General features: G+C 74.5%; 24 protein-coding genes. 18 read left to right on the forward strand and 6 right to left on the reverse strand.

From position 1 onward, the window contains the following. Positions 1-1,190: alpha/beta hydrolase family protein (locus JNW98_RS23360; protein ID WP_223770239.1), on the forward strand; the 1,190-nt coding region annotated here is incomplete at its 5' end. A gap of 41 nt (positions 1,191-1,231) precedes the next feature. Here JNW98_RS23360 and JNW98_RS23365 read toward each other — a convergent pair. The 3 genes from JNW98_RS23365 to JNW98_RS23375 form a co-directional block, all read right to left on the reverse strand. After that, the gene (locus JNW98_RS23365; protein ID WP_223770272.1) at positions 1,232-2,983 is read right to left on the reverse strand and encodes a M4 family metallopeptidase; all 1,752 of its coding nucleotides are present in this window, start codon (positions 2,981-2,983) and stop codon (positions 1,232-1,234) included. Positions 2,984-3,362: 379 nt separating this feature from the next. Beyond that, a complete protein-coding gene (locus JNW98_RS23370) occupies positions 3,363-3,788 on the reverse strand; it encodes a gamma-glutamylcyclotransferase family protein (RefSeq protein WP_223770240.1) in 426 nt (141 codons plus the stop codon). A 34-nt stretch (positions 3,789-3,822) separates the two neighbouring features. Further along, on the reverse strand, positions 3,823-5,094 hold the full coding sequence (locus tag JNW98_RS23375) for a streptophobe family protein (protein ID WP_223770241.1): 1,272 nt from the start codon (positions 5,092-5,094) through the stop codon (positions 3,823-3,825). A 168-nt stretch (positions 5,095-5,262) separates the two neighbouring features. Here JNW98_RS23375 and JNW98_RS23380 point away from each other — a divergent pair, with 168 nt between their 5' ends. Then, positions 5,263-6,087, forward strand: a complete 825-nt coding sequence (locus tag JNW98_RS23380; RefSeq protein ID WP_223770242.1) for a DUF998 domain-containing protein — start codon at positions 5,263-5,265, stop codon at positions 6,085-6,087. Positions 6,088-6,415: 328 nt separating this feature from the next. Here JNW98_RS23380 and JNW98_RS23385 read toward each other — a convergent pair whose 3' ends face one another. Continuing rightward, positions 6,416-6,637 (reverse strand): helix-turn-helix domain-containing protein, encoded by a 222-nt coding sequence (locus JNW98_RS23385; protein WP_223770243.1) that lies wholly within the window; start codon positions 6,635-6,637, stop codon positions 6,416-6,418. Further along, on the reverse strand, positions 6,634-7,344 hold the full coding sequence (locus JNW98_RS23390; RefSeq protein WP_223770244.1) for a hypothetical protein: 711 nt from the start codon (positions 7,342-7,344) through the stop codon (positions 6,634-6,636). Before JNW98_RS23390 ends, JNW98_RS23385 begins: the two co-directional genes overlap by 4 nt. A 766-nt stretch (positions 7,345-8,110) precedes the next feature. On the opposite strand from JNW98_RS23390, the gene JNW98_RS23395 reads away from it, so the two are divergent. The 16 genes from JNW98_RS23395 (at position 8,111) to JNW98_RS23470 (ending at position 24,538) form a co-directional block, all read left to right on the forward strand. Further along, positions 8,111-9,595 carry an FAD-dependent monooxygenase gene (locus JNW98_RS23395; RefSeq protein WP_223770245.1) on the forward strand — a complete coding sequence of 495 codons (1,485 nt, stop codon included), beginning with the start codon at positions 8,111-8,113 and terminating at the stop codon, positions 9,593-9,595. A gap of 26 nt (positions 9,596-9,621) precedes the next feature. Beyond that, positions 9,622-9,948, forward strand: a complete 327-nt coding sequence (locus tag JNW98_RS23400) for a TcmI family type II polyketide cyclase (protein ID WP_223770246.1) — start codon at positions 9,622-9,624, stop codon at positions 9,946-9,948. Continuing rightward, positions 9,945-11,234: a beta-ketoacyl-[acyl-carrier-protein] synthase family protein gene (locus JNW98_RS23405; protein ID WP_223770247.1), complete on the forward strand. Its 1,290-nt coding sequence runs from the start codon at positions 9,945-9,947 to the stop codon at positions 11,232-11,234. The genes JNW98_RS23400 and JNW98_RS23405 overlap by 4 nt, the downstream gene beginning before the upstream one ends. Next, positions 11,231-12,445: a ketosynthase chain-length factor gene (locus tag JNW98_RS23410; protein ID WP_223770248.1), complete on the forward strand. Its 1,215-nt coding sequence runs from the start codon at positions 11,231-11,233 to the stop codon at positions 12,443-12,445. The genes JNW98_RS23405 and JNW98_RS23410 overlap by 4 nt, the downstream gene beginning before the upstream one ends. Before the next feature lie 56 nt (positions 12,446-12,501). Further along, entirely contained in the window at positions 12,502-12,786 is a 285-nt protein-coding gene (locus JNW98_RS23415) for an acyl carrier protein (RefSeq protein ID WP_223770249.1), read from the forward strand. Between the two features lie 31 nt (positions 12,787-12,817). After that, positions 12,818-13,600: a 3-oxoacyl-ACP reductase FabG gene (fabG, locus tag JNW98_RS23420; protein ID WP_223770250.1), complete on the forward strand. Its 783-nt coding sequence runs from the start codon at positions 12,818-12,820 to the stop codon at positions 13,598-13,600. A 66-nt stretch (positions 13,601-13,666) separates the two neighbouring features. Then, positions 13,667-14,614 carry an aromatase/cyclase gene (locus tag JNW98_RS23425; RefSeq protein WP_223770251.1) on the forward strand — a complete coding sequence of 316 codons (948 nt, stop codon included), beginning with the start codon at positions 13,667-13,669 and terminating at the stop codon, positions 14,612-14,614. A gap of 1 nt (position 14,615) precedes the next feature. Further along, positions 14,616-17,837 carry an FAD-dependent monooxygenase gene (locus JNW98_RS23430; RefSeq protein ID WP_223770252.1) on the forward strand — a complete coding sequence of 1,074 codons (3,222 nt, stop codon included), beginning with the start codon at positions 14,616-14,618 and terminating at the stop codon, positions 17,835-17,837. A gap of 23 nt (positions 17,838-17,860) precedes the next feature. Beyond that, positions 17,861-18,439 (forward strand): nitroreductase/quinone reductase family protein, encoded by a 579-nt coding sequence (locus JNW98_RS23435; protein WP_223770253.1) that lies wholly within the window; start codon positions 17,861-17,863, stop codon positions 18,437-18,439. A gap of 29 nt (positions 18,440-18,468) precedes the next feature. Then, positions 18,469-18,834: an antibiotic biosynthesis monooxygenase family protein gene (locus JNW98_RS23440; RefSeq protein ID WP_223770254.1), complete on the forward strand. Its 366-nt coding sequence runs from the start codon at positions 18,469-18,471 to the stop codon at positions 18,832-18,834. Between the two features lie 71 nt (positions 18,835-18,905). Further along, positions 18,906-19,634, forward strand: coding sequence for an SDR family oxidoreductase (locus JNW98_RS23445; protein WP_223770255.1), 729 nt, complete (start codon positions 18,906-18,908; stop codon positions 19,632-19,634). A gap of 111 nt (positions 19,635-19,745) precedes the next feature. After that, positions 19,746-21,383, forward strand: a complete 1,638-nt coding sequence (locus JNW98_RS23450) for an MFS transporter (protein WP_223770256.1) — start codon at positions 19,746-19,748, stop codon at positions 21,381-21,383. A 30-nt stretch (positions 21,384-21,413) separates the two neighbouring features. Continuing rightward, complete coding sequence (locus tag JNW98_RS23455) at positions 21,414-22,919, forward strand: FAD-binding oxidoreductase (protein WP_223770257.1); 1,506 nt, start codon at positions 21,414-21,416, stop codon at positions 22,917-22,919. Positions 22,920-22,931: 12 nt separating this feature from the next. Next, positions 22,932-23,438: a cupin domain-containing protein gene (locus JNW98_RS23460; RefSeq protein ID WP_223770258.1), complete on the forward strand. Its 507-nt coding sequence runs from the start codon at positions 22,932-22,934 to the stop codon at positions 23,436-23,438. A 90-nt stretch (positions 23,439-23,528) separates the two neighbouring features. After that, the gene (locus JNW98_RS23465; protein ID WP_308015655.1) at positions 23,529-24,053 is read left to right on the forward strand and encodes a flavin reductase family protein; all 525 of its coding nucleotides are present in this window, start codon (positions 23,529-23,531) and stop codon (positions 24,051-24,053) included. Between the two features lie 44 nt (positions 24,054-24,097). Further along, positions 24,098-24,538, forward strand: coding sequence for a nitroreductase family deazaflavin-dependent oxidoreductase (locus tag JNW98_RS23470; protein WP_223770259.1), 441 nt, complete (start codon positions 24,098-24,100; stop codon positions 24,536-24,538). Positions 24,539-24,546: 8 nt separating this feature from the next. Here JNW98_RS23470 and sigJ read toward each other — a convergent pair whose 3' ends face one another. Further along, complete coding sequence (gene sigJ, locus JNW98_RS23475; protein ID WP_223770260.1) at positions 24,547-25,548, reverse strand: RNA polymerase sigma factor SigJ; 1,002 nt, start codon at positions 25,546-25,548, stop codon at positions 24,547-24,549. Positions 25,549-25,582: the final 34 nt, after the last annotated feature.

Genomic DNA, 25,582 nt, shown 5'->3' on the forward strand with positions numbered 1-25,582 from the left:
CGGCCCCCGGCCGGCCCGCGGCCGGCCCGGTGCCGCTCCGGCTGCCGGCGCCCACCGGCCCGTACGCGATCGGTACGGTCGCGCTGCACCTGACCGACGCCGCCCGGCCCGACCCGTGGCGGGGTGACCGGCGGCGCGAGCTGATGGTGACGTTCTGGTACCCGGCCGTCCCAGGGACGGGCGGCGCGGAGCCCGCGCCGCACATGGAGCCCGCGGCGGCGGTCCACTTCGGCGGGGAGGACGGCATGGCCGCCCTCAACTACCAGGTGCCGCCGGGGAGTACGGACTGGCGCGAGACGCGGAGCCACGCCCGCCCCGGCGCCCGGGTGCTGCCGGGCGGGCCCCGCCCGGTCGTGCTCTGGTCGTCCGGCACCGGCGACCCGCGGACCTGGGGCACCGGCCTCGTCGAGGAACTGGCCTCGCGGGGCTACGTCGTCGTCACGATCGACCACACCTACGAGGCGTCCGAGGTGCGGTTCCCGGACGGGTCGCTGGAAGTGTCCGTCCTGCCCGCGTACATGAAGGACCACCCGGACCTCGTCTACCTCACCCGCCATTCGATGGAGGCCCGGGTGCACGACGTGGGGTTCGTCCTCGGCCGGCTGCACGCCCTCCGGCACGGCCGGACGGCGGCGGGCCGGCTGCCGCGCGGGCTGGCGGAGGCCCTGGACCTGTCGCGGACCGGGATGGCCGGGCACTCCGCGGGCGGCTTCACGGCGGCCCAGGCGATGCGCGGTGACACGCGGCTCGTCGCGGGGGTGAACCTGGACGGGCAGATGCACTTCCCGAAGACGGCCGACGGGAAGGGGGTCGAGCTGAGCGAGGTGGCGGAGAAGGGGCTCGACCGGCCGTTCCTGCTGGTCGGTTCGGCCGCGGACGCGGACGAGAACCGGCCCTCGTGGGACGCGCTGGTCGGGAACAGCCGGGGCCGGGTCCGGCGGCTGATCGTCCGCGACACCGCCCACGGGGCGTTCAACGACGCCGCCGCGCTGCTGCCGCGGCTGGCCGAGCGGGGCACGGTCCCCCGGGAGACGGTGACGAAGGTCGTTGGGGCGCTGCCGGCGGACCGGTCGGTCGCGATCACCCGGGCGCTCGTCACGGCCTTCCTCGACCGGCGGCTGCGGGACCGGGACACGCGGCCCGGGGACGTGCCGCCGGCCGGGTTCCCGGAGGTGGAGCGGGTCGGGTGAAGCGCGCGGGCCCCCGGCCGGCCGGGGGCCCGCGGTCCTCGTCAGCGCTGGGCGGACGGGGTGTTGGCCTCGGTCACGTTGACCGCGGCCCAGGCGCGGTCGACGGCCTTGTACTCGGCGCTGCCGGCGCCGTGGATGTCCGCGGCGGCCTGGAGGGTGGCCTTGCGGGCGTCGTGGAAGTCGGTCGTCGAGACCATGTACCGGGTGAGCGCCCGGTAGAAGATCTGCTCCGCCTTGTCCCGGCCGATGCCCGTCACCGACTGGCCGTCGTAGGTGGGGGAGTCGTAGGAGAACTTCCCGATCGTCTTCTTGCCGCTGCCCTCGGCGAGCAGGTAGAAGGCGTGCGAGGAGACGCCCGAACCGGCGTGCACCTCACGGTCGTAGGACCCGGAGTCCCAGTAGTCGACCGTGCCCTCCAGCTTGTCCAGCGAGGGCTTGTCGAGGCGGCGCAGGAACTGCTGGTCCAGGCCGAGCTTCTCGCCGAGGAGGTAGTTCGGCGGGTTGCCGGCGTTGTTAGTGCGGAACTCCATGCCGGTGCCGAAGATGTCCGCGAACGACTCGTTGAGCGAGCCGGCCTCGCCGAACTGGTTGCCCTGCGCGTCCACCCGGGTCGGCTCGAAGCCGGCCGTGGCCGAGATGACGCCGTGGGTGAGCTCGTGGCCGGTCACGTCGAGCGCCACCAGCGGCTGCTTGAACGTTTCGCCGTCCCCGTCGCCGTAGAGCATGCACCAGCAGTCGGGCGACCAGAAGGCGTTGCCGACCTTGTTGCCGAAGTGCACCAGGGCGCGCGGGCCCACGCCGTCGTTCTTGATGCCGTTCCGGCCGAAGGCGTTCTTGTAGTAGTCGAAGGTGCTGGTGACGCCGAACTGGGCGTCCACGGCGGCGCTGGTCGGGTCGGAGGCGGTGCCGTTGCCCCAGCGGTTGGTGCTGTTGGTGAACGCCTTGCCCTTGGTGAAGGTCTCGAGCTCCTGGCCGCCCGCGGTCCGGGTCTCGGCGCTGCCGCGGCTGAGGTCCTTGAGGGTGAAGGTGCTGCGCGCGGTCTGGGTGGTGACCAGCGGGACGGTGCCGTCGAAGATCGAGGCGCCGGTGCCGTTCGCCTGCGCGGGGTAGGTGGACGCCGCGCCGGAGCCGGCGGCCTTCGGGGTGGCGGCCGCGCCGAGGCGCGGGGCGGCGGTGCGGCCCTTGGCGCGCAGGGTGTCCTTGAGCTTGGGGGAGATGAACGCGTCGGTGAGCGGCGTGGTGGCGAGGACCTTGCCGGAGACGGCGTCCACGGTCACCGCGCGCAGGGCGCCCTTCTCGGCCGCGCGGCCGCCGGAGACGGTGACCCGGTAGGCGAGGACGGACTTGCCGCCGGTGGCGTCCACCACCAGCTCGGTCCGGCCCGCCGTGCCCTTGACCGCCTCGGCGGCCTTGGCAGCCGCCTGACGCTCCGACAGCTCCGGCTTGACCGACTTCACGGCCAGCCGGTGGCGCGCGGCCCGGGTCGCGCCCGCGAAGCCGCCCTTGGCGTCGAGGTGGACGACGAGGTCACCGCCGACCACCGGAACGCCCTTGTAGGCGCGCTCGAACCGGACGTGGCGCTTGCCCTCCGGGTCGACGAGGGAGTCCTTGACGGTCAGCGTCTCCTGCGGGCCGACACCGGTGACCTTGGCGTGGGCGACGGCGGCGGAACGGGCCGCCCGCACCACGTCGGCGCCGGCGGCCTGGGTGGCTCCGGAGCCGGGTCTCGCCTTGGCCACCGTCTTCGTCGCGCTCTGCGCCGGGGCCGGGGCGGCCACGGCACCGCCGGCCATGGCGGCCGCCGCGGCCACCGCGACGGCGACGGTCAGTATTCGGCCAGGGGATGTGGGGGATGTACGCACTGTTCAGCGCCCTTTGCGTCATGACGGCCCGGGGTGCCGGGCCGCTGGCGGGGGGCGGTGCTGTCACTCGTGCACCGCGGGAACCTGTGGTCCCGGGCAGACTGTGCAGCGCTTGGCATGCGCATGGAAAGACTGTTTACACGGTGTTCACAACAGTTGATCAACTTTTGACACGAAATCAACGGATAGTGAACGGTGGGCGACAGGTTGTCTTCCTGGCCCGCAAGACAGGCCAAAGAGCCACCGGGTTGCGCGAGTTCGGCGACCGTTCAGCATGTGGGACGACCGGTGACGCGGCGCACGCCCGCGATCACACGCGGCGCGGCCAGTCGCCGCCGGGAACCCTGATGCCCTCGGCGCGCAGCCGGCGGGCGACCCGCTCGGCGGCCAGGTACACCCACGCGCGGACGGACTCGCCGCGCTCGGTGCGCACGTCGCGCACCACCCGGTCGTAGAGGCTGCCGGGGTCCCCCGGGCGGTGGTCCTCCAGCACGTCGAGGGCGGCGAGTACGGCCGCGTACCGGCCGGGGACGAGCGTCATCAGCTCGCCCCGGATCTCACCGGCCGGCGCGGACACCGCGAACGGGTAGCCCGGCCCCTCGTACAGCACCGCGCCCGGCAGCCGGGCCGGGACCTCGGCGGTCGTCCGTCCGCGCAGGAAGAGGGGGTAGTTGCCGCCGCCGCGGCGCAGCGTGCCGTAGACGAAGACCGGCAGCGGCGCCTCGTCCCCCGCCATCCCCCGCCTCCCTCCGGTCGCGCGCGCCGTCAGCCTAACCGGCGCCGTCCCGCCGCTCCCGGGCGCGGGCGAGCGGTCCGGCCACCACCCCCGCCAGCGCCCCCGCGACCAGACCCCACAGCAGGCCCCAGCCCAGCAGCAGCGGCAGCCGGGGGTCCAGCCGGACCGCGCCGCCGAAGGCGTCCAGGTCGCCGAGGCCGAGCAGGGACAGGCCGTAGCGCGCGGAGATCCGTGTGAGCGAGCCGGCCGCGACCAGCGCCACGGCCAGGGCCGGCCCCAGCCGGAGCGCCTGCCGCCACCACGGCGCGGGGAAGCGGCGGGCCATCAGGAACGCGGCCGTCGCCACCGCGAGGGCCGCCGCGAGGGCCAGCACCCACGCCCGGTCGTCGTACCGGCCCAGCGAGCCCAGGTCCACCGTCGCCGTGCCGCCGCCCGGCTCCCGCAGTACCGCGGCGAGCGCGTACGGCACCGGCAGCCCGATGGCGTCGGGCACGTTACCCTCCCAGGCGCCGCCGAGGCCGGTGCCCAGGGCGAGCCAGGAGAGGTTGGGCAGGCCCAGCAGGAGGGTGGCCGCGGTCTCCGCCGGGTGCCCCCGGGTGCACAGCGTCACCAGCCCCACCACCAGCCCCAGCAGGACGTAGCCCAGCAGCAGCCCGAGCACCGCCCGCACCGGCGGGCGTACCGCGTCCTGGAAGCGGCGCAGCGGGGGAGGGAGCGGAGTGCGGCGCGCGGCGAGGACGACGAGCACGTACAGCACCAGCAGCCACAGCAGCCCCCGGCCCACCGTCACCGCCACATCGGCGCGGAAACCGACCTCCGGCCGCACGTCCAGCGCCTCCCCGATCTCGTCCAGCAGCCCGCCGCCCAGCCCGATCCGGAAGGTGTGGCGCGCGGTCAGGGCCGGGACCAGCAGCGCCGGCACCCAGAGGACCGCCACCCGCACCGCGCGGCCCGCCAGCTCCCGCCCGTCCGGCGCCGGCCCGCGGCGCAGCGGTCGCAGCAGGGCCGCCACCAGGGCGAGCGCCCCGGCCAGGGACACCGAGAGCGGGACCACCGCCAGGGTGGCACCCGTACGGCCGAAGGCCCCCGCGCCGCCGGTCAGTTCCACCGTCCCGCCCACGGCCGCCACCAGCGTCGCCGCCAGCACGGCGGGGAACGCACCGGACGGCAGCCCGCCGGCCCCGGCCGCCCACAGGCCCAGGGCGGCGGTGGCGACCATGGCGGCCACGGCGGCGGCCACCGCGCCGAACGCGTCCGCCCACGCCCGGACGGCTCCTCCGGAACGAGAGCTCCACACCTGACCCACGCGCGCTCCTGCCTCGGACGGACGGCGGCTGACCTCCCCGTATGGCTCGAACCGTATGCCCGGGAACCGATTGCCACCCCTCTGCGGGGGCACTCGGGGGAAGCGGACGTCCCGTTTGCGGGGGGCGAGGTCCCGGTACACACAATGAGGAACTGGGGTGGCGCGAAGATGAACGACGGCACTGGCAGCAGTTGCCCCGACCACGGGAGGCAGGCCCTGTACGAACCTCCCTCCCCCGGCTCACGGCGGACCGCGCTCGCACCCGCCGGGCCCCGGCCCGCCCCGCCACCGGCCCGGCCACGGCGCCGCTCCCTCGTCCGTACCGTCGTGGCGCCCGCCCTGCTGCTCACGGCGGCCGTCGTCTACAACGACTGGCTGCTGGAGCTGGTGCTGCCCACCGGGCTCGACCTCCGGCACTCCTACGTCAGCGAGCTCTACGCCGCCGACCAGCGCTTCCACGTCCTCTTCGGGGCCGCGGAACTCCTGGCCGCCGCCCTGGTGGTGGCCGGGGCGCTGCTGGCCAGGGACCGCCGGGCGGGGCCGGTGGCCGACGCCGGCTGGTGGTGCCTGGTCGCCTTCGGGATCTGCTCGGTGGCCGACGCGATCGTCCCCATGCGCTGCGCCCCCTCGGTGGAGCCCGGCTGCGAAGCCGTCAACCCCTGGCACACCACCACCAGCGGCCTGGTGCACGCCGCCCTGTTCGGCTCGATGTTCCTGTTCACGGTCGCGGCGGCCCGGGACCGGTGGCCCGTGCTGGGCCGCTGGACGCCCTGGGTGCCGGCCGCCGCCCTCGCCACCGCCGTCGCCACCGTGGGCCCGCTGTTCGGCCATCCGGGCTGGCACGGAGTTCCGCAGCGGGCTCATCTGGCGCTCGTCGGCGCGTGGTTCGTGCTGCTCGCGGCGGAGCTGCGCGGGCCGGTGGGGGAGCGGGGCGGGCCGGTGGGGGAGCGGGGCGGGAGGCCGGGAGCCCCGCCGTCGTGGCCGACCGTATGAGACCCGGCTCACAGTCCGGGTGATGTCACGCTCCGGGGGCCCGTCCCCCTCTCAAGGGTGAGCACCACGGAGGGACGCGGTGGGGCGCCGGGAGAACGGCGCCCCACCGGCAACCGCACGGTCCCGCCGGCTCGGCGATCCGCGTGGGATCCGGGCCGGCGGCGGCCGTGCAGGCCCGCCCGCCGCCCGTGCGCCGGGAAATCCCCCGTCACCCGGCGCGGCGCGGCGGGCGGGGCGTTCTCCGCGCCTTTCGCTCGGATGCCACCGGCTTTCATTCCGGGTGAACGGTCGTGAAAGCGTGAAGGAATCGCGGAGAAATGCGGAGGGATCAGGTTCCGGCGTCAGGGAAAGGAGAGGAACCGGCCGTACCGACATTCATGATTTCGGTGAGGTCGTAGAGGGCCCGGCGGCTGCTTCCGTACCGGGTGATCTTTCCCCGGCTGGACCATTTGCGAATGGTCGCGGGGGAGACCCCGGCGGCGAGCGCCGCGAGTTCGGTGGTGACGAGCCGGGTTTCCCCGTCGGCGTCCCCCTCGGCGGCGGCGGTCACGCGGCGCCCTCGGAACGGCCGGGTCGCCGCTCCCGCCGGAGGTTCCGCATGAGCGCGAGCCACTGGTGCGGCAGCCAGGTGTGCCCGGCGGCGCACCGCACCTGCCCGACCCCCTTCGTCCCGGCCGCGGGGACCGGGGAGAGCGGCCGTTCGCAGCCCGGGTGGACGCAGCGGCCGAGGTCCTTGGCGAGCGAGGGCTTGACGTAGGCCGAACGCCGGGCGTGGTCGGCGGTGTCGAGCAGCTCCTCGACGAAGTCCCCGGCCGCGGCATGGCACAGCAGCCAGTCCAGGTGGACGAGGAGGAACGCGGCGAGCTCGGCCGGCCGCCGCCGCGGCGCGCCCGCCCCGCGCTCGTCCGCCACGAGCGCCGCCCAGGAGGACAGGGTGCCGAGGATCCGCGACCGCGTCGCCATCGCGCCCTCGTCGAGCGGCGGCCCCGAGGGGCGCCGGGGGCCGCCGACCGGCCGGAGCGGCCCCTGCCTGCGGGGGAGCAGGGCGGCCTCGCAGTCGGCGTAGATCTCCGGCAGCTCGCCGAGGCAGATCCGCAGCGCGCTCCGGCAGGAGGGGCACGGCCGCGGCGTACCGGGGCGGCGGTGCGGGAGGGTGTGGTGTCCCGTGCTGCAGGCGGTGGCGCGTGTTCCGGACGGGCCTGACGCGCGCGGTTCCGACGCGCGCGGTCCCGAAGAGCGCGGTCCTGAAGAACTCATTCCTTCTCCCGAGGCTCGTGGTGGGGTACCGGCGCGGGGGCGCGCACCGGGAGCGCCGCGCCCGGGAGTGGGATGGACCCCCGGAGCGGGCGGCGGCGGCATCGGTGAGCGGGTTCCGGGCCGCTTCCGGGACCGTCGCCGGAACGGCCACGGCGGATTCCGCTTCCGCCGGTCCGCCGGCCGGTGAGTCCCGCGTTCCGGAAAAACCCGGTCGGGAAGGGAAATGAGCGTGCGACGTGCCGTACCAGATTTCCGATCATGAAATCTGGAACCCCCGTTTCTGGCCCCCGTGGCATCGCGCCCGAAGTCGGACCGGGCGGAACGATTCACCGCTCCCGAAGCGTGGGTGGGGCGGCGTGCGTTCCATGCGATGCAGGGTCGGACCCTACAAGGACCCGAGGGTGTTGTCTACATGTATTCGGGCGGGAAAGCGGATTCCGACCCGCGGTCGCCGGAAGGGGAATGCGCGGGGCCGTTCCGGTGGTCCGGGAAGGCATTCCCGTTCCCTCGCGATCGTGTAATTCCCGGTTGAGCTGCGCTGTTTGACATGGAGTCAGCCGCACTGTCACGCTAATGGGCAGCGGCAGATCTGTGTCCGCTTCCGGGAAGCGGGAGCCATCTCCTCCCGCGCGATCCCCCCTTCTCTCGCGACTCCCGCAGGGCCCGGCCACGGCGCCTTTCCGCGCCCTCCCGCGCCCGCACGTCCGCCACTTCCCCTGCCGCGGCCGGGCCCGCCCGCCTGCCGCGCCCGGGGCGAGGAGACAGCATGGATGTACCGGTGATCGTCGTCGGCGCCGGCCCCACGGGCCTGTTCCTCGCCGCCGAACTGCGCCTCGGCGGCGTCGACGTCCTCGTCCTCGACGCACTCGACCGGCCCACCGGCCAGTCCCGAGGACTCGGCTTCACCGCCCGCGCGACCGAACTCTTCGACCAGCGTGGCCTGTTGCCGCGCTTCGGCACCGTGGAGACCGACACCCGCGGGCACTTCGGCGGGATCCCCCTCGACTACGGCGTCCTCGACGGCGGCCACTTCGGCGCCCGCGGGATCCCCCAGGCGCGCACCGAAGCCGTCCTCGCCGACCGGGCGACGGAGCTCGGCGCGGAGATCCGGCGCGGCTGGAAGGCCGTCGGGCTCGTCAACGGCCCCGACGGCGCCGAGGTCGAGGCCGAGACGCCCGCCGGCCGCCGCCGGCTCCGCTGCCGCTTCCTCGTCGGCTGCGACGGCGGGCACAGCTTCGTCCGCGGCGCGGCCGGGATCGCCTTCCCCGGCTCCGCGTCGACCCGCGAGATGTTCCTCGCCGACGTCGCCTGCGCCGAGGGCGGAGGCATCCGGCCGCGGCCGATCGGCGAACGCCTGCCCGGCGGCATGGTGATGGCCGCCCCGCTCGCCGACGGCGTGGACCGCGTGATCGTCTGCGAACGCGGCACCCCGCCCCGGCGGCGCGACCGTCCCGTCACCTTCGACGAAGTCGCCGCCGCATGGCGGCGGTTGACCGGCGAGGACATCGGCGGCGGCACCGCCCACTGGGTCAGCTCCTTCGGCGACGCCACGCACCAGGCCGCCGCCTACCGGAAGGACTCGGTGCTGCTGGCCGGCGACGCCGCCCACACCCACCTGCCCGCCGGCGGCCAGGGCCTCAGCGTCGGCGTCCAGGACGCCGCCAACCTCGGCTGGAAGCTCGCCGCGACCGTCCGCGGCTGGGCGCCGCCCGGCCTGCTCGACACGTACCACGCCGAACGGCACCCGGTCGGCGCCCGGCTGCTGACCAACACCCGGGCGCAGGGCCTGCTCTACCTCAGCGGCGAGGAGACGCTGCCGCTGCGCGCGGTGTTCGCGGAGCTGATGGAGCTCCCGGAGGCCGGCCGGCACCTGGCCGGGATGGTCAGCGGACTCGACGTCCGGTACGACTGCGGCCCCGGCGGCCACCCGCTCCTCGGCCGGCGGCTGCCCCCGGCGGACCTCGTCGGCGAGCACGGCCCCACCACCACCTTCGCACCGCTCCACGCCGGCCGCGGGGTCCTCCTCGACCTCGCCGCCGGCCCGGACGTACGGCACGCGGCCCGGCCCTGGGCGGACCGGGTCGACGTCGTCACCGCGGCCCCGCGCGCGACGCCCGGCGGCCCGCTCGACGGCACCGCCGCCCTGCTCGTCCGGCCCGACGGACACGTCGCCTGGGCCGCGCCCGACGGCGGCCCGGCCGCCACGCTGCCGGCCGCCCTGCGGCGCTGGTTCGGGCCGGCCACTCAGTGAACACCCCTTCCGACAACGGAGGAACCATGCACAGCACCCTCATCGTCGCCCGGACGGACCCGGCCTCGGTCCTCGAAGTGGCCCGCATCTTCCGGGAGTTCGACCGCACCGAGATGCCCGAACTGATGGGCACCCGGCGCCGCCAGCTCTTCCACTACCGGGGGCTCTACTTCCACCTCCAGGACTTCGACGCCGACCACGGCGGCGCGGCCATCGAACAGGCACGCGACCACCCGCTGTTCGTCAAGGTCAGCGAGGACCTCAAGCCGTACATCACTGCCTACGACCCGGCCACCTGGCGCTCGCCCGCCGACGCCATGGCCACCCGCTTCTACCACTGGAGCGGCAAGTGAACGGCACCACGGACCGGCGCGGCGCCCGCGGGGGGCGCCGCGCCGTCATCACCGGGATCGGGGTCGTGGCGCCCGGCGCGGTCGGCACCAAGGAGTACTGGAGCCTGCTCAGCGCCGGCCGGACAGCCACCCGGGGCATCACCCTCTTCGACCCCGCCGGCTTCCGGTCCCGGGTGGCGGCCGAGGTCGACTTCCACCCCGAGGACCACGGGCTCGGCCCCCAGGACGTCCGACGGATGGACCGGGCCGTGCAGTTCGCGGTCGTCGCCGCCGCCGAGGCCATGGCCGACGCCGGTCTCGCCCCCGGCGAGGCGGACCCGCACCGCACCGGCGTCACCATCGGCAGCGGCGTCGGCGCGACCATGGCGCTCGACCGCGAGTACCGCGTCGTCAGCGACGGCGGCCGGCTCGACGCCGTCGACCACGCCTACGCCGTCCCGCACCTCTACGACTACTTCGTCCCCAGCTCCTTCGCCGCCGAAGTGGCGTGGTCGGTCGGGGCCGAGGGTCCGACCACGGTCGTCTCCACCGGCTGCACCTCCGGCCTCGACTCCGTGGGGTACGCCACCGGACTGATCCGGGAGGGCGCCGCCGACGTCATGGTCGCCGGGGCCGCCGCCGCGCCCATCTCCCCGATCACCGTCGCCTGCTTCGACGCCATCCGCGCCACCACCGCCCGCAACGACGACCCGGAGCACGCCTCCCGGCCCTTCGACCGCACCCGGGACGGCTTCGTGCTCGGCGAGGGCGCGGCGATCTTCGTCATCGAGGAGTACGAACGGGCGCGCCGCCGGGGAGCCTTCCTCCGCGCCGAGATCGCGGGCTTCGCCACCCGCAGCAACGCCTACCACATGACCGGACTCCGCGCCGACGGCCGGGAGATGGCGGAGGCCATCACCCGGGCGCTCGCCGAGGCGCGGATCGCTCCGGAAGCCGTCGACTACGTCAACGCCCACGGATCCGGCACGCGGCAGAACGACAGGCACGAGACGGCCGCGTTCAAACGCAGCCTCGGCGCGCACGCCTACCGGACGCCGGTCAGCTCGGTGAAGTCGATGATCGGCCACTCGCTCGGGGCGATCGGCTCCCTGGAGATCGCCGCGTCCGTGCTCGCCCTCGCGCACGACGTCGTCCCGCCCACCGCCAACCTCCACGAGGCCGACCCGGAGTGCGACCTCGACTACGTACCCCTGGAGGCGCGCGAGCACCGGACCGACACCGTGCTCACGGTCGGCAGCGGCTTCGGCGGCTTCCAGAGCGCCATGGTCCTGCGGAGCGCCGCATGACCGCCGCCGTCGTCACCGGGGTCGCCGTCGCCGCCCCCAACGGGCTCGGCACGGACGCGTATTGGCGGGCGACCCGCGCAGGCACCGGCGGCATCCGCCCGATCCGCAAGTTCGACACCTCGCGCTACCCGGTCACCCTCGCCGGCGAGGTCCCGGACTTCCGGCCCGAGGACCACCTGCCCAGCCGCCTGCTCCCGCAGACCGACCACATGACCCGGCTCGCGCTCGTCGCCGCCGACCAGGCGCTCGCCGACGCCGGCGTCGACCCCGGCGCGCGGGACCCGTTCTCCATGGGCGTGGTGACCGCCAGCTCCTCCGGCGGCTTCGAGTTCGGCGAACGCGAACTGCGCAACCTGTGGAGCAAGGGCGGCCAGTACGTCAGCGCCTACCAGTCGTTCGCCTGGTTCTACGCCGTCAACACCGGCCAGATCTCCATCCGCAACGGCATGCGTGGCCCGTGCGGCGTCGTCGTCTCCGACCAGGCCGGCGGGCTCGACGCGCTCGCGCAGGCCCGGCGGCTGATCCGCGGCGGCACCCGGCTGGTGGTCTCCGGCGGCGTCGACGGCTCCATCTGCTCCTGGGGGCTGGTCGCCCAGATGGCCGGCGGCCGGCTGTCCACCGCCACCGACCCCGACCGCGCCTACCTGCCCTTCGACGCCGCCGCGGCCGGCCACGTGCCCGGCGAGGGCGGGGCCCTCCTCGTCCTGGAGGACGCCGACTCCGCCCGCGACCGCGGCGCGCGGACCTACGGCGAGATCGCCGGGTACGCCGCCACCTTCGACCCGAAACCCGGCACCGGCCGCGAACCCGGGCTGCGCCGCGCCATCGAACTGGCCCTGGACGACGCGGGCGGCACCGCCGCCGACGTCGACCTGGTGTTCGCCGACGCGGCCGCCGTCCCGGAGCTCGACCGCATCGAGGCGGACGCCCTCACGGCCGTGTTCGGCCCCCGGGGCGTCCCCGTCACCGCGCCCAAGACCATGACCGGGCGGCTGCTCTCCGGCGCCGCCCCCCTCGACGTCGTCACCGCGCTGCTCGCGCTCGCCGACGGCGTCGTCCCGCCCACCGTCAACGTCACCCCGCTGCCCGGATACGGCCTCGACCTCGTCGTCGGCGCGCCGCGGCCGGCGCGCCTGGAGACGGTGCTCGTCCTCGCCCGGGGACACGGAGGCTTCAACTCCGCCCTGGTCGTCCGGCGCGCGGGGGCGTAGCGGACGGGCACGGGCGGAGGGGCCCACGGCACACCGGAAGCACATCGGAGGAACGCATGACCACGCACGAGCACGCCGAGTTCACCCTGAACGACCTGAAACGGATCCTGCGCGAGGCAGCCGGCGAGCAGGAGGGCACCGGACTCGCCGGCGACATCCGCGCCTTCACCTTCGAACAGCTCGGCTACGACTCGCTCGCCCGCCTGGAGGCCGGCGGCCGCATCGAACGCACCTACGCGGTCGCCCTCGACGAGGACTGCCTCAACGACACCACGACCCTCGGGGAGCTGCTCGCCGCCGTCAACCGGCGGATCACCGAGGCGCACCCGGCCCGGCCGTGAGCACCCTTCCGACGACTCTGCGAGGAGCACCATGACACAGGACAAGCGCGTCGCCCTCGTCACCGGAGCCACCTCCGGCATCGGTCTGGCGGTGGCCCGGCAGCTGGCGGCGGGCGACCACCGCGTGTTCGTCTGCGCCCGCTCGGCCGACGCCGTGCGCACCACGGCGGAGAAGCTGCGGGCCGAGGGCCTGGACGTCGACGGCACCGCGTGCGACGTCCGCTCGGCCGACGCCGTCCGGGCCTGGGTCGGCGCCGCCGTCGACCGGTACGGGAGGATCGACGTCCTGGTCAACAACGCCGGGCGCAGCGGCGGCGGCGTCACCGCCGAGATCGCCGACGACCTCTGGCAGGACGTCATCGAGACCAACCTCACCAGCGTCTTCCGCGTCACCCGCGAGGTGCTCAACCGCTCCGGCATGCGCGACCGCGGCTGGGGCCGGATCGTCAACATCGCCTCCACCGCGGGCAAGCAGGGCGTGGTGCTCGGCGCGCCCTACTCGGCGTCCAAGCACGGGGTCGTCGGCTTCACCAAGGCCCTCGGCAACGAGCTCGCGCCCACCGGCATCACCGTCAACGCCGTCTGCCCCGGCTATGTGGAGACCCCGATGGCCCAGCGGGTCCGGCAGGGCTACGCGGCGGCGTACGGCACCACCGAGGACGCGATCCTGGAGCGGTTCCAAGCCAAGATCCCGCTCGGCCGCTACTCCACCCCGGAGGAGGTCGCCGGGCTCGTCGGCCACCTGGTCACGGACACCGCCGCGTCGATCACCGCGCAGGCCCTCAACGTCTGCGGCGGGCTCGGCAACTTCTGAGCGCCTTCCGGACTTGAGCACCTTCCGGCCTGTGAGTACTTCCGGCCTTCCCGAGAGGAGAAACCGATGACGGAGCCGGGCACCCGCGAGGCGGAGCACGGCGTCACCGTGGCGGCACCCGCCGCCGACGTCTACGCGCTGCTGGCGGACGTGGAGAACTGGCCCCTGCTGTTCCCGCCCACCGTGCACGCCGAACGGGTCGAACGCGTCGGCGCGTCCGAGCGGATCCGCCTCTGGGCCACCGCCAACGGCACGGCCAAGACCTGGACCTCCCTCCGCCTGCTCGACCCCGTGCGGCGGCGGATCGAGTTCCGCCAGGAGGTGCCGGCGCCACCCGTGGCGGCCATGGGCGGCACCTGGCTGGTCGACCCGCTGTCGCACGCCACCACCCGCGTCACGCTGCGGCACCACTACCGGGCCGCCGACGACGCCCCGGACGGACTCGCCTGGATCGAGGCCGCCGTGGACCGCAACAGCGGCGCCGAACTGGCGGCGCTCAAGGCCCACGCCGAGTCCGCCGCCGCGGCGCCGGACGGGAGCGTCCTCGACTTCGAGGACACCGTCCGGATCGACGGCGAGGCCAAGGACGTCTACGAGTTCCTCGACCGCGCCGACCGGTGGGCCGAACGCCTCCCGCACGTCGCCGGCGTCGCCCTGGCCGAGGACACCCCCGGGCTCCAGCGACTCCGGATGGACACCCGCGCCCCGGACGGCAGCACGCACACCACCGAGTCGGTGCGGGTCTGCTTCCCCCACCATCTCATCGTCTACAAGCAGACCACGCTGCCCGCCCTGATGAGCCTGCACACCGGCCGGTGGCGGCTGGAGCGGGACGCGGACGGCACCCTCGCCACCGCGCGGCACACCGTCGTCCTTGCGACGGAGAACATCACCCGCGTCCTGGGCGAGGACGCCGGCGTCCCCGAGGCCGCGGCGTACGTCAGGGAGGCCCTGAGCGCCAACAGCAGGGCCACCCTGGGCCGCGCCAAGGAGTACGCGGAAGGCCGGCGGTGACATGGGCGACCATGCCACCGATGTCGTCGTCGTGGGCGCCGGGCCGGTCGGCCTGGCGCTCGCCGTCGAACTGCGCCTGGGCGGCGCCCGCGTCACCGTCCTGGAGCGGCTGCCCGCACCCACGCGGGAGTCACGGGCCTCCACCCTGCACGCCCGCACCATGGAACTCCTGGACCAGCGCGGCCTGTCGGAGCCGCTGGGCACCCCGCCGCACCAGCCCGTCGGCCACTACGCGGGGCTGCCGCTCGACCTGAGCGGCCAGCCCTCGCCGTACGCCGGGCAGTGGAAGGTGCCGCAGACGCGGCTGGAGGCCCTGCTCGCCGAGCGGGCCGCCGCCCTCGGCGCCGACCTGCGGCGCGGCCACGAGGTGCGCGGGCTGCGCGAGGCGGCGGACCGCGTCGAGGTCGAGGCCGTGGCCGGCGGGCGGACGGTCCGGGTCACGGCCGCGTACGCCGTCGGCTGCGACGGGGAGCGGAGCACCGTGGCCGCCCTGGCCGGCTTCCGCTTCGACGGCCGGGAGGCCGGGCGCGAGCTGCTGCGCTGCGACGTCACCGGCGTCACCGTCCCCGACCGCCGCTTCGAGCGGCTGCCCGGCGGGCTCGCCGTCGCCGCCACCCGCGACGGCGTCACCCGGATCATGGTCCACGAGCTCGGGCGCGCGCCCGCCACACGCTCCGGCGCCCCGGAGTTCGCCGAAGTGGCCGCCGCCTGGCGGCGGGTGACCGGCGAGGACGTCACGGCCGGCACCCCGCTCTGGGTGAACGCCTTCGGCGACGTCTCCCTCCAGGCCGACGCGTACCGGCGCGGCCGGGTCCTGCTCGCCGGGGACGCCGCCCACCGGCAGCTCCCGGTCGGCGGACAGGCCCTCAACCTCGGTCTCCAGGACGCCGCCAACCTCGGCTGGAAGCTGGCCGCCGCCGCGCGCGGGCACGCCCCCGCCGGGCTCCTGGACACCTACCACGCCGAGCGCCACCCCGCGGGCCGTACGGCACTCGACCACATCGCCGCCCAGGCGACGCTGCTCCTCGGCGGCCCCGAGGTCGACGCCACCCGCGAGGTCCTCGGCGAACTCCTCGGCCACCGGGCCGTACGGGACCGGCTGGCGGCCCGGGCAGGCGGCCTGGACGTCCGCTACGGCCCGGACGTCCGCTACGGCGCCGACGACGGCCACCCGCTCACCGGCACCCGGCTCACCCCCGCCGACCTGACCCGCGCCACCGGCACCCCGGAGGCCGCGGCCCTGCTGCGGCGCGCCCGGGGCGTCCTCCTCGACCTCTCCGGCGACCCCCGGCGGCGGGACGACCTCGCGGCGCTGACGGGCGGCCGGGTGGGGCTCGTCGCCGGAAGGAAGCCCATCGGCGCGGAGACCGTCCTGCTGCGCCCGGACGGGCACGTGGCCTGGGCGGGGGACCGGACGGCGGACCCGCGGCCGGCGCTGGAGCGGTGGTTCGGCGCGGGGACGTCAGGGAGCGGGTCAAGGGGCGCGGGGACGGCACGGAACAGCCGAGACGACGAGAGAGGCGGGCCCATGCCCAGCAAGATCAAGGAACCCGGCCGGCCGGCACCCGCCGGCCCGCCGCACCCCTGCGACGTCCTGATCCTCGGATCCGGCCTCGCCGGCACGGTCAGCGCGGCGATCCTCGCCCGCCAGGGCGCCCGGGTGGTGCTCGTCGACGCGGCGCAGCACCCCCGGTTCGCCATAGGCGAGTCGATGACGCCGCAGCTGGTCGAGTGGCTGCACATCCTCAAGTCCCGTTTCGACGTCCCCGAGCTGGGCCACCTGCTGGACACCAAGGCGGTGCACCGGAACATCGGCCCCCGGCACGGCCGCAAGCAGAGCTTCGGGTTCATCCGCCACGAGCCGGGCGCGGAGCCGGACCCGGAGGAGGCGACGATGTTCGTCATCCCCCGGATCCTCACCCAGGCCAGCCACCTCTACCGGCAGGACACCGACCAGCACTTCTTCAACGTCGCCGCCCGCTACGGCTGCGTCACCCGGCAGAACTGGCGGGCCCGCGACCTGGACTTCGACGACGACGGGGTCACCGTCACCGGCCAGAACGGCGAGGTGTTCCGCGCCCGCTACCTCATCGACGCCAGCGGCTTCCGCTCGCCCCTCGCCGAGAAGTTCGGCCTCCGCGAGGACCCCTGCCGGTTCCGGCACCACTCGCGGTCCCTGTTCACCCACTACATCGGCGTCAGGCCGTTCGACGACGTCTCCCACCACCCGCGCAGCCTGCGCCCGCCGGCCGCCTGGCACGCCGGCACCCTGCACCACATGATCGAGCGCGGCTGGTTCTGGATCATCCCGTTCGACAACGTCAAGGGCTCCCGCAACCCGCTGTGCAGCGTCGGCCTGACCATTGACCCGCGCCGGTACCCCAAGCCCCGGGACCTCACGCCCGAGGAGGAGTTCGCCTCCTTCCTCGACCGCTACCCCGCCGTCCGGCGCCAGTTCGAGGGCGCCCACCGGGTGCGGGAGTGGGTGTCGACCGAGCGGCTGCAGTACTCGTCCAAGCGGTCCATCGGCCACCGCTGGTGCCTGATGTCGCACGCGGCGGGCTTCATCGACCCGCTGTTCTCCCGCGGCCTGTCCAACACCTTCGAGGTCGTCTACTCGCTCTGCACCCGCATCGTCGCCGCCCTGCGGGACGACGACTGGTCGCAGGAGCGCTTCGGCTACGTCGAGGAGCTGGAGCGCGGACTGCTGCGGCGCAACGACGAACTGGTCGACAGCTCCTTCATCGCCTTCGAGCACTTCCGCCTCTGGAACGCGGTCTTCCGGGTCTGGGCCGGCTGGCTCACCCCGGGTGCGATGCGGCTCTACGACGCCCGCGCCCGCTACGAGGCCGACGGCGACGAACGGCACCTGACCCTGCTGGAGACCGTCGACCACCCCGGACTGTGGTGGCCGGAACCGGAGTTCAAGCACGTCCTCGAACTCACCGCCGAGGTCTGCGAGAAGTACGAGTCCGGGACCATGACCGGCGACGAGGCCGCCGACGCGATCTTCGCCGCGCTCGACCGGAGCGAGAGCCTGAACCCGGTGTTCGGCTTCAAGGACGACGAGTCCACCCGCTTCGTCCACCCGAGCACGGCGACCGTGGCCCGCTTCGTCCACTGGGCAGCCCGCACCTGCACCGACCCCGAACTCCGCACCATCAGCCGCTCACTGGCCACCGGCGCCGCACGCTCCCTGCTCAAGGGCAGGAAGCCGCTGTAGTGCCGGGGAGAGGAAGCACCCGCATGCCCGAGAAACTCGCGCCCTGGTCGCGCGGCACGGCCCGGCTGGACGACACCAACGTGTTCGTCCGGTCGTTCACCCGGCTGAACGTCTACCTCTACTCCAAGCCGCCCTCCGCGACGGCGAAACGGATCAACCGGGCCTTCCTGAAGCTCAACATCCACCTCTACCGCCGGTCCCAGGGCCGGATCCTCGGCCGCTTCGGCCGCCTCGACGCCATGCTCATCACCACCACCGGACGCCGCACCGGCCTGTCCCGCACCAACCCGGTCGGCTACGTCTACGACCGCGGCCGCTACTACGTCTGCGCCGCGCCGGGCCACTTCGACGTGCCGGGAGGGCCCCGGGCCACCCAGCCGGCCTGGTACCTCAACCTGCGGTCCGACCCGCGGGCGACCGCCGACATCGGGCCGGAGCGGGTGCCGGTGACCGCGCGGATCCTGGAGGGGGAGGAACGGGACCTGATGTGGGACCGCTTCGTCGGCGTCTTCCCGTTCATCGCGGAGTTCCAGAAGCGGGTACGGCACCGGCTGCCCGTCGTGGAACTGACCCCCGACGACCTCGCGCCCCGGCCGCTCTGACCCGTCCCACCGAGAAGGGAAACGACACCGTGCGACTCCAGGACCAGGACCCCACCACCCCCTTCCCCGCCCAGCTCAAGGAGCGGACCGGGCCGATCACGCTCGTCAACACCTTCGTCGTGCCGGAGGAGCACGCGGAGCGGTTCGAGCGCACCTGGCGCGAGGACGCCGGCTTCATGAAGGCGCAGCCGGGGTTCATCTCCACCCAGCTGCACCGGGGCACCGGCGGCAGCCGGATGTGGCTGAACATCGCCGTCTGGGAGTCCACCGAGGCGCTCCTCGCGGCCTTCTCCCGGCCGGAGTTCCAGCGGGCGAGGGCCGGCTACCCGGACGCCATCACCGCCTCCCCGCACGTCTACACCAAGGTCGCCGTCGAGGGGATCTGCGTGGCCTGACGGCTGTGCCCGGGGCCGCCCGCTGGCTACCGTCGTCAGCCCCGCACCGTCCCACAACGGAGGAGACGTCCATGGCACCCCAGAGGGCAGCGCTCGTCACGGGAAGCTCACGCGGCATCGGACGGGCGGTGGCCGAACGGCTGGCCGCCGACGGCACCAGCGTGGTCGTCAACTACCGCGCCGACCCGGAGGCCGCCGCACGGGTCGTCGACGGCATCGAGCGGAACGGGGGCCGGGCGGTCGCCGTCCGGGCGGACGCCACGGACCCGACGGAGGTCCGCGCCCTGTTCGAGGCCGCCGAACGGCACTTCGGCGGCCTCGACGTCTTCGTCGGCAACGTCGGCGTCAGCCGCTTCGGTCCGCTCGCCCGGGCCACCGAGGAGGACTTCGACCTCCACTTCACCGGCAACGCCCGGGCCACCTTCCTGGGGTTGCGCGAGGCGGCCGGCCGGCTGCGGGACGGCGGCCGGATCGTCGTCGTCTCCACCGGCATCACCCGCACCCACCGCCCGGGCGCGGGCGTCTACGCCGCCAGCAAGGCGGCCTGCGAGGCCATGACGCTCGTCCTCGCCCAGGAGCTCGGCCACCGGCAGATCACGGCCAACTGCGTGCTGCCGGGCCTGACCCGGGACACCGGCGCGCCGCTGCCGCCCGAGGTGGCGGCGGAGAACGTGGCGGGGACGCCGCTGGGACGGCTGGGGGAGCCGGCCGACGTCGCGGAGGTCGTCGGCTTCCTCGCCTCCGACGCGGCGCGCTGGGTGACGGGCCAGGTGGTCGGGGCCGGCGGCGGCCGGTTCTGACCGGACCGCCCGGCGGCACACCCGGCACGGCCCGCCCGGGATGTCACACCCGCGCCCGCCTCACCACTCCTGGGAACGGACAACCACATCTCATGTTGAAGGGGAAGGCTTGTGTTCCGGAAGTGGAAAGGCAATCCGTGGGCGATCCTGACGGTCCTGTGCCTCGGGTTCTTCATGACCCTGCTCGACCTCACCATCGTCAACGTCGCGATCCCGGACATCACCGATGACCTGGACACGTCCCTCGACGTGATGCTGTGGATCCTCAACGCCTACACGCTCGTCCTCGCCACGCTGATCATCACCGCGGGACGCCTCGGCGACCTGCGCGGCAAGGGGAACCTGTTCCTCGCCGGCGTGGCCCTGTTCACCGCCGCCAGCCTCGCCTGCGGCCTGGCCCAGGACGCGGGGCAGCTCATCGCCTTCCGCGCGGTCCAGGGCGCGGGCGCGGCCCTGCTCATCCCGCAGACGCTGTCGATCATCGCCGAGGTCTTCCCCCGGGAGAAGCGCGGCAAGGCGCTCGGCATCTGGGGCACGGTCGCCGGCGTCTCCGGCGCCGCCGGGCCGGGGCTCGGCGGGGTGATGGTCACCCACCTCGACTGGCGGTGGGTCTTCTACATCAACCTGCCCATCGGCCTGTTCGTGCTGCTCATGGGCGCCTCCGTGATGCCGAAGGCCGGCCGCGTCGTACGGCACCGCTTCGACCTGCCCGGCGTCGTGCTCGCCTCCGCCGCCCTGTTCGGCCTCACCTACGGCCTCACCGAGGGCGAGCGCTACGACTGGAACGGCTGGATCTGGGGCCTGCTAGCCGCCTCCGCCGTCCTCCTGCTGGCCTTCCTCGGCTACGAGCGGGGCCGCCAGGACGCCGAACCGCTGCTGCCGTTCTCGCTCTTCCGCGACCGCAACTTCTCCGTCGTCAACTTCGTCGGCGTGGCGGTGTCGTTCGGCGTCATCGCGATCCTGCTGCCCACCACCATCTACCTCCAGTCCGTCCTCGGCTACAGCGCCCAGAAGACCGGCCTGGTCATCATCCCGCTGGCGCTCGGCTCCATGGTCACCGCCGGTCCCGCCGGCATCCTGTCGGAGAAGTTCGGCGGGAAGTACGTCCTGACGGCCGGGCTCACGATGTTCGGCGCCGGCGTCACCTGGATCCTGCTCGCCGCCGACCCGGACGGCGGCTGGGGACCCATCGCCGGCGCCCAGTTCCTCGCCGGACTCGGCGCCGGCTGCACCTTCGCGCCCATGGGCTCCGAGGTCGTCCGCAGCGTCCCCGCGCACCTCACGGGAGCCGCGTCGGGCGTCAACAACGCTCTGCGGCAGGTCGGTTCGGCCCTGGCGGCCACCGTCGTCGGCGCCGTCCTCCAGGCCCAGCTCGTCTCCTCCCTCCGCGACCAGGCCGCCCGGCAGGCCGGCGCGCTGCCCGAGCAGTACCGCGCCGGCTTCGTCGACGGCTTCGCCAAGGCCGGCGAACAGGGCCTGAACGTGGGCACCGAGCAGACCTCCCAGGTGCCCTCCGGCGTCCCCGACGACGTCGCCCACACCCTCGGCGAGCTCTCCGCCAAGGTCTTCGGCGACGGCTTCGTCGACGCCCTGCACCCCACGCTCTGGGTCTCGGCCGGCGTCCTGTTCCTCGGCGCCCTGACCTGCCTCCTGCTCAAGGGCGGACCCGCACCCGCCGGCAGCGCCCACGGCCTGCCCGCGAGCGAGGAGGAGACCCCGGGCCAGACGAGCGCGGTCGCCCACGGCTGACCGCGGAACCACCGAAGGGACCCTGACCTGATGCTCAGCCGAAGAGCGGTGCTGGGCGCCGCGACGGCCGTACCCGCGGCCCTCGCGCTCCCCACCGCCCGGGCGGGCGCCCACCGAGGCGCCCCCTGGCAGCGCCTCCGCCGCCATCTGCGCGGCGACCTCGTCCTCCCCGGCGACACCGGCTACGACACCGCCCGGCAGCTCGACCTCGCGCAGTTCGACGGCATCGCGCCGCAGGGCGTCGCCTACTGCGCGGGGCCCGGGGACGCGGCGCTGTGCCTCGCGTTCGCCCAGGACCACCGGCTGCCGCTCGCCGTCCGCAGCGGCGGTCACAGCGCCGGCGGTTACTCCACGACCACCGGACTCGTCGTCGACGTGTCCCGGCTGAACCGGATCTCCGTCGACGGCCGCACCGCCACCCTGGGCGCCGGCGCGCAGAACGTCGACGTCCTGACCGCGCTGGCCCCGCACGGGCTCGCCGTCGTCGGCGGCGCCTGCCCGACCGTCGCGGCCGGCGGCTTCCTCCAGGGCGGCGGCCTCGGCTTCCTCACCCCGCGGTACGGCATGGCCTGCGACGCCCTGGAGTCGGCCGAGGTCGTCCTGGCCGACGGGCGGACCGTCACCGCCTCCACCGCCGAACACCCCGAGCTGTACTGGGCGTTGCGCGGCGGCGGAGGCGGCAACTTCGGCGTCGTCACCTCGTTCACCCTCAGGCCGTCCGCCCTGACCCAGGTGTCCACGGCCCGGCTCGGATACGCCTACCGGGACGCGCTCGACATGCTCGACGGGTACGCCCACTGGCTCGTCGACGCGCCCCGCGACATCGGCGGCGCCGCGATCGTCGACCTCGCCGACGCGGCACCCGGCATCCCGCCCGTCCCCTCGATCGTGCTGGTGTCGACCGGAGGGCCGGAACAACTGGCCAAGGAGATCGACCGGCTGGTGTCGGCGACCGGCGCGCCCGCCTCGCGGGACCTCGCCACGCTGCCCTACCGGGACCTGATGCTGGGCGTCTACGGCTGCGCCGCGGGGCCCGTGGAGGAGTGCCACCGGACCGGCACCTCACCCCAGGGCCGGCTGCCCAGGACGGCCTTCGCGGTCGAGCGCAGCCGGCTGTTCCGCGACCCGATGCCCCGCGACGGCTGGGCCCGGCTGCTGGCCCTGTTCGACGCCGGGCGGACGGCCGGGCACAGCCACCAGCTGCAGGTGCTGCCGCTCGGCGGGGCGGTCCGGGACCTGGGCCGCGACGACACCGCCTTCGTCCACCGCGACAGCCGGTTCACCGTGAACGTCCAGGCGTTCGTACGCCGGGGCCCGGTCTCCCGGGAGCAGGAGGACACCATGCGGCACTGGGCCGACGCCGGGTTCTCCGTCATCGACCCCCACTCCGCGCGGGAGACCTACCAGAACTTCGTCGACCCGGCGCTGCGCGACTGGCGGCGGTCCTACTACGCGGAGAACCTGCCGCGGCTCGTACGTGTCAAGCAGGGCTACGACCCGCACCGGGTCTTCACGTTCGCCCAGGGCATCGGCTGAAAGGGGACCGCCATGACGGAGAGGCCGGACGAGCGGGCGACGCGGGAGAAGGTCGTCCGCAGGGCGGACGTGGAGCCCATCACCTGGGGCGGCGAGGAGTCCGCGCGGATCCTGCTCGGCGCCGGTGACACCGGAGGGCTCTACTCGTACTACGAGGTCTCCGTACCGGCCGGGCAGGGCTCGGTCTACCACCTGCACCACCACATGGACGAGTGCTTCCACGTCACGGAAGGGGAGTTCGAGATCACCGTCGGCGACCGGGTCCACCCGGCGCCGGCCGGGACCGTCGTGTACGGCCCCCGCGGGGTGGCGCACGCGTTCCGCAACACCGGCGCGGACACGGGCCGGATGCTGTGCACCGCGACGCCCGGGGGCATCGAGGCGTTCTTCGAGGACCTGCGGGACCTCGTCGCCTCCGATCCGCCGCCGCAGTGGGCCAACATGCGCCAGCTCGCCGCCGTCCACGGGATCGTCGCCCACGCGCCGCAGGGCGCGCCGCTCGCCGACGACGCCCTCTGAGCCGGTCCCCGACCCCCGCCGGCCCACCCGCGCCTTCCGCGGGTGGGCCGGCGCACGTCCACCCCCACCCCACCTCTCCGAGGAGTTCCCATGCAGCGCACCCCACCGGTCGAGGCGAGGATGCTGCGGACGGTCTGCGGCCTCTTCGTCACGGGTGTCACCGTGATCACCAGCGGCCGGGGCGGCACCGCCGGCGGCACCACCGTCAACTCCTTCACCTCCGTCTCCCTCGACCCGCCGCTCGTCCTGTTCTGCCTGCACAAGCGGTCGCGGCTGCGGCCCCTGGTCGAGGAGAGCGGGGCGTACGTCGTCAACTTCCTCGCCGGGCAGCAGGAATCCCTGGCCCGCTCCTTCGCGGCCCGGGACACCGGCGCGATCCGGAACGTGTCCAGCCACCCGTCCGTCACCGGAGTGCCCGCGCTGAGCGAGGCACTGGCCTTCCTCTCCTGCGAACTGGCGGACACCTTCGACGGCGGCGACCACACCATCTTCCTCGGCCGGGTCGTCCAACTGGGCGTGCCCCGCGAGAACCAGGACCCCCTCATCTTCTTCCGGGGCACGCTCGGCGCGCTGGAGGAGGAGGCCGGGGCCCTGCACCCGATCTTCGACGGGTGACGGGTCCGCAGTGGCCCCCGCCCCTTGAGAAAGGAACACCAGCCATGCCCACGCCGAAACCCGCGGCACCGCCCACCCCGAGCACCCGCCGACGGCTCGCCCGCTTCAACCGTGCCGTCGCCAACCGCGTCGTCGCGCCCGTCCTGGTCCGGCTGCCGGGCTTCGGCACCGTCCTGCACCGGGGCCGGAAGTCGGGGCGCCCCTACGCCACCCCCGTCAAGGTCTTCCGGGCCGGCGACGCGTACGTCATCTCCCTCCCGTACGGGCCGCGTTCGGACTGGGTCAGGAACGTGCTCGCCGCCGGGGGCTGCGACCTGGTCACCCGAGGGCCGGTCGGCCGGGGCCGCCGGGTGCGCCTCACCGAGCCGCGGCTGTACGCGGACCGGGTCCAGGCCGGGATCCCGGCTCCGGTCCGCGCCGTGCTCAAGCGGCTCGGCTGCTTCGACTTCGTCGAACTGCGCCCCGCGGCGGCCCCGCGGCGCTGATCGGGGGGTCAGCCGGACCGACCGGCGTCCGGACCCGCGTCCGGACCGTCCTCGCCCTCGGCGCGGGGGATCCGGGTGAGCTTGTCCGGGTTGGTGACGGCGTAGATGCCGCGCACCTGGTCGCCCCGCGTGCTGAGGTCCAGGACCAGGACCACGAAGGGCGCGTCCTCGGTGAACACCACGGCCGCCGGGTCGCCGTTGACCGGCCGGTAGCGGACGTCCAGCTCACCGGGGCGGCGCGCGGTGTAGCCGGCGAGCAGCCGGACGACCTTCTCGCGCCCGGTGACCGGCCGCAGCCCGGCGGCCCGCACCTTGCCCCCGCCGTCCGTCCACATGGTGACGTCCGGCGCCAGGATCTCCATCAGGTCCGAGAGGTCGCCGCCGAGCGCCGCCGCCAGGAAGCGCTCGGTGACCTCCCGCTGCACCTGCGGGTCCGCCTGGAAGCGCGGCCGCCGGGCGTGCACGTGCTCCCGCGCCCGGTGCGCCAGCTGCCGTACGGCCGACGGCGAGCGGTCCAGGATGCCCGCGATCTCCGTGTGGGCGTACCCGAACACCTCGTGCAGCACGAAGACCGCCCGCTCCAGCGGGCTGAGCGTCTCCAGGATCACCAGCAGCGCCATGGACACGGACTCGGCCCGCAGCGCCCGGTCGGCGGCGTCGACGCTCTCCGCCGACTCCGGCGCGTCGGTGAGCAGCGGCTCCGGCAGCCACGAGCCGACGTACGTCTCCCTGCGGTGCGTCAGGGTCGCCTGCCGGGCCAGCGCCTGGTTCACCGCGATCCGCACCAGGTAGGCGCGGGGGTTGTCGATCGTCTCGGCGTCCGCCCGGCGGCTCCGCCGCTCCCACGCCAGCCAGGTCTCCTGGAGGACGTCCTCGGTGTCGGAGACGCTGCCCAGCATGTTGTAGACGATCGAGAACAGCAGCTCCCGGTAGCCGACGAAGACCTCCGTGGTCTCGTCCGCCGCGGGGGCGCCGAAGCCGGCGGCCCCGGACGTCGGCCTGTCGGACATACGCGGACCTCCCGTTGTGACGCGTTCACCGACT

The sequence above is a fragment of the Streptomyces huiliensis genome, assembly GCF_020037025.1.
Lineage (GTDB): Bacteria > Actinomycetota > Actinomycetes > Streptomycetales > Streptomycetaceae > Streptomyces > Streptomyces huiliensis.